Source organism: Bradyrhizobium oropedii (assembly GCF_020889685.1).
Lineage (GTDB): Bacteria > Pseudomonadota > Alphaproteobacteria > Rhizobiales > Xanthobacteraceae > Bradyrhizobium > Bradyrhizobium oropedii.
In genome coordinates, this window is the sequence record NZ_JACMYO010000076.1 from 26,399 (window position 1) to 35,458 (window position 9,060).

The window sequence follows — 9,060 nt, forward strand, 5'->3', positions numbered from 1 at the left end:
CCTTCGCCGGGACGACAGCGGAGGGTGCGGCGCGGTATCTCCAGGGACGACGCGTGGAGAGGATGTGCCTACGGCTGCTCCGCCTCCTCCAGCACCTCAAGCACCAGCTCCATCGTCATCAGCACCGGATTATCGCCACGCACCAGACGTCCCTCGGCGATGCCGCCGAGATAGTCGACCAGCGCGACGTCGAGGCTGGCCCGCAGACGGCGATTGGCATCGGGCGCGATCTGCCCTGCGGTCACCGCAAGCTCGGTCGCGAACGGCACCACGCTGTGACCATCGGTCAAGACCGCGCCGATGGTCGAGCCGACGCCGCCATGCAGCCGCGCGCGCAGGATGCCGTGCTGGCGGCAGAAGCCCTCCAGCGCGCAGGCGAAATCCTGGTTCGGCCGCAGCCGCAGTGCGAAGGCATGGCTTGTGGCCTTCGCCCCGCGCGGTTCGGTTGCGACCGGACCGAACAGCTTGAAATTGGTCTCGCTGTCGGGCTCGGCCAGGAACGTCGCGCCGTCGATCCCGAAAGCACTGACCTCGAACGGCTCGGCGACGATGGTCTCATCCGGCAGCATGTGTCCGCCGTTGAAGCGGCCGTCGGCCTCGGTCCACAGGCCGTGGCAATGAAAGAACGGCGCGCCGTCGCGCTCGCCAAAGGTCAACGCCGCGAGCTTGAGCCGCGTCACGCCGTCGGGACGAAACGTGTCGCTGTAAAAGGCTGCATTGACGCCGTCCTTCGACAGGGCCGGCATGACATAGGCGAACGGCCCCAGCGCGCCACCCTTGGCGCTCAGCACGCCACCGGCAAAACCCTCCGCCGCAAAGCCGCGGCGCACGGCTTCGAGCAAGGGAATGCCGGCCTCGAGCACGAATGAAAAGCCGCGGCCGCGCGCGGCGACCCATTGGATGCGCTCGGTTATGGGAGAGCCAGGCTGGGCGATGCTGCGCATCGCCTCACGCACCCGTCGATTTGGCGATCACCTCGAGCAGCCCACGCGCCTCGAGCTCGTCGCGGATCAGCCGCTTCGGCACCTTGCCGTAGCCGGACTTCGGCAACGCCTCCCAGAAAAAGAAGCGCTTCGGCATCTTGTAGCGCGGCACCTTCGGCGCGAGATAGGCGGCAAGCTCCGCTTCCGCGACCGCGTCGGTGCCCTCCCGCGCGACGCAGACGGCGACGCCGACCTCGCCCCAGAAGGGATCGGGCGCGCCGAGCACCGCGACCTCGCCGACCGCCGGATGCGTCAACAGCTTCTCCTCGATCTCGCGCGGATAGATGTTGGAGCCGCCGGAGATGTACATGTCGGAGGCGCGGCCAGTGATGTAGACAAAGCCCTCCTCGTCGATGTGGCCGAGATCGCCGGTGCGGAACCAGCCGTCGCGAAACGCCTTCGCATTGGCGTCGGGATTGTCGTAGTAGCCGGCGAACACGCCGGGACCGATCACGCAGATCTCGCCGGTCTCGTGCGGCTTCAGCTCACGTCCGTCGTCGTCCTGGATCGAGACCTGCATGCCGGTGCGCTCGAACCCGCAGGTGCCGATCCGCGCATGCGGTCCGTCCTCGGGATCGTGCAGGCCGGGCGGCAGCACCGTGATGTTGCCGGTGACCTCGCCGAGGCCGAAATACTGCACCAGCACGCCGCCGAGCTTGCTCAGCGCCGCCTTCTGGTCCTCGCGATACATCGGCGCGCCGGCATAGATGATGTAGCGCAGCGAGGAATGGTCGTGCTGGTCGGCGGCGGGATGCTCGACCATCATCTTCAGGATGGTCGGCACCGTGAACATGTTGCTGACGCGATGCTTCGCGATCAGGCGGAACGCCTCCGCGATGTCGAACTTCTCCGACGGCAGCAGGATGGTCGGCACGCCGCGCGCGGTCTGCACCAGCTGATGCACGCCGGCGCCATGCGACAGCGGCGCCACCACCAGCGAGGCGTCCTGTTCGGTGGTGCCGGGCATCAAGTCGGCGAGATGATTGGTGATCACGAAGGCCATCTGGCCGTGGGTCAGGACCGCCGCCTTGGAGCGGCCGGTGGTGCCGGAGGTGAAGAAGAACCAGCATGGATCGTCGTAGTCGACCGGCACGTTCTCGACCGCGGCGCCGGCGTGTTTGGCGATGACGTCACCGACGGTCACTTCGCCGAAGGTGCCCTCCTCACCGATCCGCCAGACGAATTCGAGCGCGGGATTGGCGGCCGCCTTGGCATGCTCGGGGAAATCGGCGTGGCAGAGAAACGCCTTGGCACCGGAGGCTGCGGCCAGATAGGCGACCTCGTCCGGCATCAGGCGGAAATTGGTCGGCACCCAGACCGCGCCGAGCCGGAAGGCCGCGAACATCGACCAGAACATCTCGTCGCAGTTCTTGGAATGAACCAGGATGCGGTCGCCCTTGACGATGCCGCGCGCGGCCAGCGCCGCCGCCAGCGCCGAGACATTCTGGTCGATATGGCGCCACGACCACGCCTTCTCGTTCCAGATGAAGCCGGGGCGATCGCCATGGCGGCGGGCGTTCTGGGTCAGGATGTAGGCGAGGTTCATCACCCGGCGCGACACCCGCGCGATTCCGCCGCGCGGCGCGGCAGCAGCCGTCCCGCTCATTGTCGCCCCGCCGAAACGCACAACAGACAGGGCATGGTCAGGACGATCATCGGGTGTTTCCTCGGTCAGAACCGGGCGTCTTCAAGCGCCGCAAGGGGTTGGTACCACCCGATTTATCGCCAAGCCGCCGCCTTCGGCAAGGCCTGCCGGGCGCAGCGCCATGATACCGCGCGCGGGCAACGGCGAGCCCGTTGCCGCCGGTACGGAGCGCTACTGCGGATGCTTGGCCAGTTCCTGCTCGCTCAGGTTCCAGTCCTGCCAAAGCTGCAACGCGCCGATCATGGCGACCAGCGCGCCGAGCAGGATGTGCCAGAGCTGCAGCGCCCGGTCGTCCAAATAGCCGAAGATGGCAGGCGACGCGATCAGCCAGAGGCCGAGCAGAATGCTCGCCACCTCCTCCCAGCGATGCAGCGCGACATATTCGAGCTGGGCGAGACCCAGCACCAGCATGCCAACCACGAAGCTGTTGAGCACCAGATGGCTGCGCTCGACATCGACGACGTCGCTGACCTGCATCGGGAACCAGGGCGAGACCATGATCAGCACGCCAAGCGCCATGCCGAGCCAGTCCTCCCAGGTGTGGTGTGTGCCGAAGAAACGATTGTCCGACATGACGAACCTCCTTGCGACAAGGGGCATACGTCAGCGGCCGGTCCCATGACTCCGTACCAATCGACCATCGGGCCGCATCAGGGGCGTATGTCTGCCGTGAAGCCTAATCGAATTGCATCGCACCGCAAGGCCCGATCCGCGTGTGTGCGATGCGGCAGGAGCGACAGCTGCGTCACCGCACCTCGCCGAGACGCGCCAGCCCCGCCTTGGCGGTCTTCAGGTCCGGTTCCAGCTCGAGCGCCTTGCGGAAGTCGGCCGCCGCACCCTTCTTGTCGCCGAGCCGCAGCTTGGCCTGGCCGCGGTTGTTCCAGGAATTGACGTCGGCGGGATCATATTGCAACGCCTTGTCGTAATCCGCGAGCCCGCCCTTGTTGTTGCCCTGGAACAGCCGGACCAGGCCGCGGTTGCGCCAGCCGCGCGCATCGGTCGGCGCAATCTTGGTCACCTCACCGTAGTCGGCGGCGGCGCGGTCGAGCTGCTCGGCGTCGCGATAGACATTGCCGCGGTTGAGGTAGGCGAGCACGTTGGGCTCGAGCCTGATCTCGGTGGTGAAGTCGGCAATCGCGTGCGCCGCGTCATGCTTGCGATAGTAGACGAAGCCGCGATTGCCGTAGGCCGTCAAGAGCTCTGGATTGTATTTGATGGCGAGGCCGAGGTCGGCCAGCGCGCGGTCGAGATCGCCCTTGTTGAGCCAGGCATCGCCGCGATTGTTGTAGGCCAGCGCAAACGCCGGATCGATGCGGATCGCCTCGTCGTAGTCGGCGATTGCATGATCGAGATCCTGCCTGAAGGCGTAGACGCGACCGCGATTGGTGTAGGCGCAGGCAAAGGCGGGATCGAGCCTGATGGCCTCGTTGAGGTCGGCGAGCGCGGCGTCGAGCTCGCGCTTCTCGGTCAGCCCATGGCCGCGGTTACAATAGGCTCCCGCAAGCCGCCTGCCGGTCTCGGTCCTGCCGTCGATGACCGTCGTGCAGGAGGCCACGCGGTCGCCTGGGGCCGTCGTGGCGCCGATGCAGGTCTGCCAGCTCGGATCGTCGGCGGCCGCCGCTTGCGGAGGTTTTGGCAGGGTCAGGGCGGCGCCGAGCAATGCGGCGGCAAGGCAGGGCAAAATGCGCATATCGTCAATCCACAAATGCCAATTTGCGGGTTGGTCGCGGCTTTGCACCGACGGGTTCACACGCTTAGATCAAGACCTGTGAATCAACCAGGATTTTGCGATGGCTGCCGTCCGCGACAACAAGGCCGAGAGGCGCTTCGAACTCGACACCGAGGGCGGCACAGCCTTTGCCAATTACCGGCAGACGCCCTCGGCCGTCATCATCACCCATACCGAGACACCGCGCGCCCTGCGCGGCCGCGGCATCGCATCGGAGCTGGTCAAGGGCGCGCTGGAGCTGATCCGTGCCGACGGCCACAAGGTGATCGCCGGCTGCGGCTTCGTGGTGGATTACCTCAACAAACATCCGGAATACGCGGATCTTGCCGGCTAGCGCCGGGCTCGTCAAACGATCTTGATCGACATGTCGGGCAGGCCCTCGAGCTTGCAGAGCAGCACGTCGCCCTTGACGACCGGGCCGACATTCTCCGGCGTGCCGGAATAGATGATGTCGCCGGCCTTCAGCTCGAAGGCCTCGGAGAGCTTCGCGATCTGCTCGGCGACACTCCAGATCATGTTCTTCAGATCCGAACTCTGCCGCACCGTGCCGTTGACCGCGAGCGAGATCGCGCCCTTCGTGAAGTGACCGGTCTTGTCAGCCGGATGGATCGGCCCGAGCACCGCGGCGTGGTCAAAGCTCTTGCCGATCTCCCACGGCTTCTTCTCCGCCGCCATGCCGTTCTGCAAATCGCGCCGCGTCATGTCGAGCCCAAGCGCGTAGCCATAGACATGCTCGAGCGCCTTGTCGGCGGGAATGCTGGTGCCACCGGATTTCAGCGCCGCGACCAGCTCGACCTCATGGTGATAATTCTTGGTCAGCGACGGATAGGGATGATCGGCGACCGCGCCGATCGCGACATTCTGGATCGCATCGGTCGGCTTCTGGAAGAAGAACGGCGGCTCGCGGGTCGGATCGGAGCCGCGCTCGAGCGCATGCGCCGCGTAGTTGCGGCCGATGCAGTAGATGCGACGAACCTGGAAGACCTCGGTGGCGCCGACGATCGGGATCGTCACGGCCGGTACCGGAAACATCGCCTTCGGCGCGGTCTCGGCATGGACCGGCGCGGATTGTGCGGCGGCGCCGGCCAGAGCGAGGGCGCCGGTCGCGAGCATCGTCCGGCGATCGAGATCAGTCATCGGAGTTTTCATGGGAGTTCTCCTTCTTGTTGGTCGATCTATAGATGTTCGCTGTTCCATAAAAAAGGGCCCGCGCTGGCGCGGGCCCTGGCCGTCTGCGGGAAGATGATCCCGTCAGTGCTTGATATCCGGGGGCAGCTTGCCGCCATTGGCCGCGAGCTTGGTCATCACCTGCTTGTGCAGCCAGATGTTCATGCTGGCGGAATCGTTGGTGTCGCCGGTGTAGCCGAGCTCCTTGGCAAGCTCCTTGCGCGCCGTCAGGCTGGAGTCGATGTCGAGCGCCTTCATCAGGTCGACGATCGAGGTCCGCCATTCGAGCTTCTCGCCCTTCGCTGCCACCGCCTTGTCGAGGATGGGGGCAACGTCAACGGACTGCGCGGGCGCCGCACCGGCGGGCACTGCAGCAGGAGACGACGATGCACTGCCGGATCCACCGGCAGGAGCTGCGCTTGTGGCCGTTCCGCCGGCGGGCGCGGCGCTGGCGCTGCTGCCGAAGATCGCGCCCATGATTTTTCCGAAAATGCTCATCGTTCGCTCCCAAGAGAGTTGAGATGTGAAGGTCACACGGCAATGCGCCGGCTGACCGTGGTCGCAGTTCAAGTCTATCGTCCCCTCCATAGCTTGCCAATGCGACATTCACTTAAGCGTGAGTGCTTTTGCCGCGGTTTGGGAGTACCCTTGCTGCACAGTTCGCGACACGGCCAGTTCCCTGCTTTGTCTTTCGCGTCTGGCTTGCTCGTGATCGCTTCGAGAGGCGGTACGTTTGTGCCCGCGTGCCGGGCGCAAAATGCGATCGCCCCAGAGGGAGACAACGACCATGGCCACTCCATACCAAGGCAATGTCACATCGATGACGCAGAGCGGACAAGGTGCCGCGTCTGCGCCTGTCATTCGTACCATCGGCCTGTCCGATTTGCATCATGCGCTGCGTCTCGGCTGGGAAGACTTCAAGGCGGTGCCAAGCCACGCCATCATCCTGTGTCTGATCTATCCGGTGCTCGGTCTTGTGCTTGCGCGCACCGTGCACGGCTATTCTGTGCTGCCCCTGCTGTTTCCAATGGCCGCGGGCTTCGCCCTGCTCGGCCCGTTTGCCGCCATCGGCCTCTACGAGATGAGCCGCCGCCGCGAGGATGGCGGGGAAGCATCCGCATGGGACGCCATTCAGGTATTCCGCTCGCCGTCGTTCGGCGCGATGCTCGGAGTCGGAACGCTGCTGTTCGCGCTGTTCGTGACCTGGATCGCGACCGCGCAGGCGATCTACACGGCGGTGTTCGGCTATGCGATCGCGGCCGACATTCCCGATTTTGCCGAGCGCGTGCTGACCACCCCGCAAGGCTGGTGGTTGATTGTAGTCGGCTGCAGCGTCGGCTTCCTGTTCGCGCTGGTCGCGCTTTGCATCAGCGTGGTCGCCTTCCCCATGATGCTGGACCGCCAGGCAAGCGCCGGCGAAGCCATGGTGACGTCGATGCGCGCCGTCGCACAGAACCCGGTGCCGATGGCGGCCTGGGGCCTGATCGTCGCGGCGCTGCTGGTGCTGGGTACGATCCCGTTCTTCCTCGGGCTTGCGGTGGTGATCCCGCTGCTCGGTCACGCCACCTGGCATCTCTACCGCGAGGTCATCGTCAAGGATCCGAATGCGCGGCCGATCATCCCCGAACCGCGCGAGCGCAAGCCCGCCGCGGACTTCCCGGCCAATCTGTTTCCATGGCGGCGCAGCGATCGCGGCTAAGCGCCGGCCGAAACTGAACGCGTAAACGTGAAAGCAACCGCCGGCCGATATATTCGGCCGGCGGTTTGTCGTTCCGGATCGTCAAATGGGTGTGAACTTGGCGTGGCATTTGCAGCGCTGGCTGAGATAAACGGCTCAATCACGAGCCTTGTTTTGGCCGCTGTTGCCGCGAACATACCCGCCGGGTTTCGCGACCAATCGATGACATCGCAGACTCCGGAGTAAATTGCCTATGACTTCTCGCATTCCCCTTCGCGCCCTCGCCGTTGGCGCGTGGCTCTTGACCACGACCGCGACGGCGCTGGCCGCCCAATGCGGCACGGGCACGTTCGAGTCCTGGCTCGACGATTTCAAGAAGGAGGCTGCGGCGAAAGGCATCTCGCAGAACGCGATCCAGGCCGGATTGAACGGCGTCACGCAAGACAAGGCGATCCTGGCGCGCGATCATTCGCAGCAAGTGTTCAGCCAGACGTTCGAGCAGTTCTCGGGCCGCATGGTGCCGCCCCGCCTCAACCGCGGCTCCGACATGATGAAGCGCTACGGCTCCGTGCTGTCGCGGATCGAGGAGGCCTATGGCGTGCCGGGTGAAATCCTGGTCGCGATCTGGGGGCTGGAGACCGATTTCGGCGTCAACACCGGCAAGTTTCCGACCCTGCGTTCGCTGGCGACGCTGGCCTATGATTGCCGCCGCTCCGACATGTTCAAGGCCGAACTGATGGATGGGTTGCGCATCGTCGAGCGCGGCGACCTTGCGCCGCAGGAGATGCGCGGCGCCTGGGCCGGCGAACTCGGCCAGACCCAATTCATGCCGTCGTCCTACATCAAATTCGCGGTCGACTTCGACGGCAACGGCAAGCGCGACCTGCTGCACAACGTACCCGACGTGCTGGCATCGACGGCGAACTTCCTGAAGAGTTACGGCTGGAAGAAGGGCAAAGGCTGGGAGCCCGGCAGCGAGAACTTTGCCGTGATCCAGCAGTGGAACAAGAGCGAGGTCTACGCCAAGACGATCGGCTACTTCGCAACCCAGCTCGCCAAAGCGCCATAAGGTATGTCAAAGGGCCGACAGCAGTCGAGAACCGAAATTCGATGATACGTTGCGGCTTCATTGCCATCGGCTCATCCTCATCCACTTGGCCGGCGACTAACGTTGCGCGCGCGATGGGGATGGATGTTGCGGTTGCAGCGAGCGGTCAGAACGATGCGCAAGTGGTCGAGAGCGTGAGGCCAACCGACTGTTGATGAAAGCGCTGCCTGTATGCGGCGCCGATCTGTGTCAAGCGTGCCAAGGTCTCCGGCGTTTCGGCAGCGATGATGCGCACGACATAGGACGGCTCGCGTGTGATTCGGCCCGTGTCCGGGTCGCGCCACTGGCCGGAGGCCCTGAGCACGGTCAATCCATCTGGAAAGCGCGGTGTCACTTCCCGGAGAAGGAAGTCGGTCCACTGGGCGTCCGATACGCGGCCATGTCCGGCGATACGACGTCCAAAGAGCAGTTCGGCCTGCATCATCGCCTTGCCATTGATCAGCTGGCAGGAAGTTGCCGCGCCTTCGGCGGAAGACGCGTTACTTCCCGCAACGAGGACCAGCCACACCGCGGCTTGGATCAGTGGGCGCATGAAGTTCGAGCTGCGAGCTTTGCCACTCCGGCAGGCGAAGTCTTGGGGGCTGCGGTCCGGTACACCATCCAGGCAAACAGTAACGTTCCGAGGAACACGGCCAGTACGCCGATGATGCCCACGGCAGGCGTGATGTCGCCGAGCGCGACTTCAGCACGCAAAAGCAGCGCTGGAATCATCTAATATCTTTCTGCGCGCAAGTCGGTTTTGCGCTAGCA

11 protein-coding genes are annotated in these 9,060 nt (G+C 64.8%); 3 read left to right on the forward strand and 8 right to left on the reverse strand.

The genetic code is table 11. The features are described from left to right. Positions 1–68: 68 nt before the first annotated feature. The 4 genes from H8A95_RS21625 to H8A95_RS21640 form a co-directional block, all read right to left on the reverse strand. Positions 69–944 (reverse strand): PCC domain-containing protein, encoded by an 876-nt coding sequence (locus H8A95_RS21625; protein WP_229184926.1) that lies wholly within the window; start codon positions 942–944, stop codon positions 69–71. Positions 945–948: 4 nt separating this feature from the next. Further along, positions 949–2,589 carry an acyl-CoA synthetase gene (locus H8A95_RS21630; RefSeq protein WP_229184927.1) on the reverse strand — a complete coding sequence of 547 codons (1,641 nt, stop codon included), beginning with the start codon at positions 2,587–2,589 and terminating at the stop codon, positions 949–951. Between the two features lie 210 nt (positions 2,590–2,799). Then, positions 2,800–3,201, reverse strand: coding sequence for an SPW repeat protein (locus tag H8A95_RS21635; RefSeq protein WP_229184928.1), 402 nt, complete (start codon positions 3,199–3,201; stop codon positions 2,800–2,802). A 172-nt stretch (positions 3,202–3,373) separates the two neighbouring features. Next, positions 3,374–4,318, reverse strand: a complete 945-nt coding sequence (locus H8A95_RS21640; RefSeq protein WP_229184929.1) for a tetratricopeptide repeat protein — start codon at positions 4,316–4,318, stop codon at positions 3,374–3,376. A gap of 100 nt (positions 4,319–4,418) precedes the next feature. On the opposite strand from H8A95_RS21640, the gene H8A95_RS21645 reads away from it, so the two are divergent. After that, entirely contained in the window at positions 4,419–4,691 is a 273-nt protein-coding gene (locus H8A95_RS21645) for a GNAT family N-acetyltransferase (protein ID WP_163158304.1), read from the forward strand. A gap of 11 nt (positions 4,692–4,702) precedes the next feature. Here H8A95_RS21645 and H8A95_RS21650 read toward each other — a convergent pair whose 3' ends face one another. Together H8A95_RS21650 and H8A95_RS21655 are read right to left on the reverse strand one after the other, a co-directional pair. Beyond that, positions 4,703–5,494, reverse strand: coding sequence for a fumarylacetoacetate hydrolase family protein (locus H8A95_RS21650; RefSeq protein WP_229184938.1), 792 nt, complete (start codon positions 5,492–5,494; stop codon positions 4,703–4,705). Between the two features lie 114 nt (positions 5,495–5,608). After that, positions 5,609–6,022, reverse strand: coding sequence for a DUF3597 domain-containing protein (locus H8A95_RS21655; RefSeq protein ID WP_229184930.1), 414 nt, complete (start codon positions 6,020–6,022; stop codon positions 5,609–5,611). A gap of 289 nt (positions 6,023–6,311) precedes the next feature. On the opposite strand from H8A95_RS21655, the gene H8A95_RS21660 reads away from it, so the two are divergent. Together H8A95_RS21660 and H8A95_RS21665 are read left to right on the forward strand one after the other, a co-directional pair. Then, on the forward strand, positions 6,312–7,223 hold the full coding sequence (locus H8A95_RS21660; protein ID WP_229184931.1) for a DUF2189 domain-containing protein: 912 nt from the start codon (positions 6,312–6,314) through the stop codon (positions 7,221–7,223). A gap of 232 nt (positions 7,224–7,455) precedes the next feature. Further along, positions 7,456–8,271, forward strand: a complete 816-nt coding sequence (locus H8A95_RS21665) for a lytic murein transglycosylase (RefSeq protein WP_229184932.1) — start codon at positions 7,456–7,458, stop codon at positions 8,269–8,271. A gap of 145 nt (positions 8,272–8,416) precedes the next feature. Here the strand turns inward: H8A95_RS21665 and H8A95_RS21670 are convergent, their stop codons facing one another. Both H8A95_RS21670 and H8A95_RS21675 read right to left on the reverse strand, forming a co-directional pair. Further along, positions 8,417–8,842, reverse strand: coding sequence for a DUF3574 domain-containing protein (locus H8A95_RS21670; protein ID WP_229184933.1), 426 nt, complete (start codon positions 8,840–8,842; stop codon positions 8,417–8,419). Then, complete coding sequence (locus H8A95_RS21675; protein ID WP_229184934.1) at positions 8,830–9,021, reverse strand: hypothetical protein; 192 nt, start codon at positions 9,019–9,021, stop codon at positions 8,830–8,832. The genes H8A95_RS21670 and H8A95_RS21675 overlap by 13 nt, the downstream gene beginning before the upstream one ends. Between the last annotated feature and the right edge of the window lie 39 nt (positions 9,022–9,060).

Bases quoted from the DNA above. Each gene is read 5' to 3' on its own strand.
- H8A95_RS21625 (WP_229184926.1), bottom strand. From the start codon at position 944: ATGCGCAGCATCGCCCAGCCTGGCTCTCCCATAACCGAGCGCATCCAA.
- H8A95_RS21630 (WP_229184927.1), bottom strand. From the start codon at position 2,589: ATGAGCGGGACGGCTGCTGCCGCGCCGCGCGGCGGAATCGCGCGGGTG.
- H8A95_RS21635 (WP_229184928.1), bottom strand. From the start codon at position 3,201: ATGTCGGACAATCGTTTCTTCGGCACACACCACACCTGGGAGGACTGG.
- H8A95_RS21640 (WP_229184929.1), bottom strand. From the start codon at position 4,318: ATGCGCATTTTGCCCTGCCTTGCCGCCGCATTGCTCGGCGCCGCCCTG.
- H8A95_RS21645 (WP_163158304.1), top strand. From the start codon at position 4,419: ATGGCTGCCGTCCGCGACAACAAGGCCGAGAGGCGCTTCGAACTCGAC.
- H8A95_RS21650 (WP_229184938.1), bottom strand. From the start codon at position 5,494: ATGACTGATCTCGATCGCCGGACGATGCTCGCGACCGGCGCCCTCGCT.
- H8A95_RS21655 (WP_229184930.1), bottom strand. From the start codon at position 6,022: ATGAGCATTTTCGGAAAAATCATGGGCGCGATCTTCGGCAGCAGCGCC.
- H8A95_RS21660 (WP_229184931.1), top strand. From the start codon at position 6,312: ATGGCCACTCCATACCAAGGCAATGTCACATCGATGACGCAGAGCGGA.
- H8A95_RS21665 (WP_229184932.1), top strand. From the start codon at position 7,456: ATGACTTCTCGCATTCCCCTTCGCGCCCTCGCCGTTGGCGCGTGGCTC.
- H8A95_RS21670 (WP_229184933.1), bottom strand. From the start codon at position 8,842: ATGCGCCCACTGATCCAAGCCGCGGTGTGGCTGGTCCTCGTTGCGGGA.
- H8A95_RS21675 (WP_229184934.1), bottom strand. From the start codon at position 9,021: ATGATTCCAGCGCTGCTTTTGCGTGCTGAAGTCGCGCTCGGCGACATC.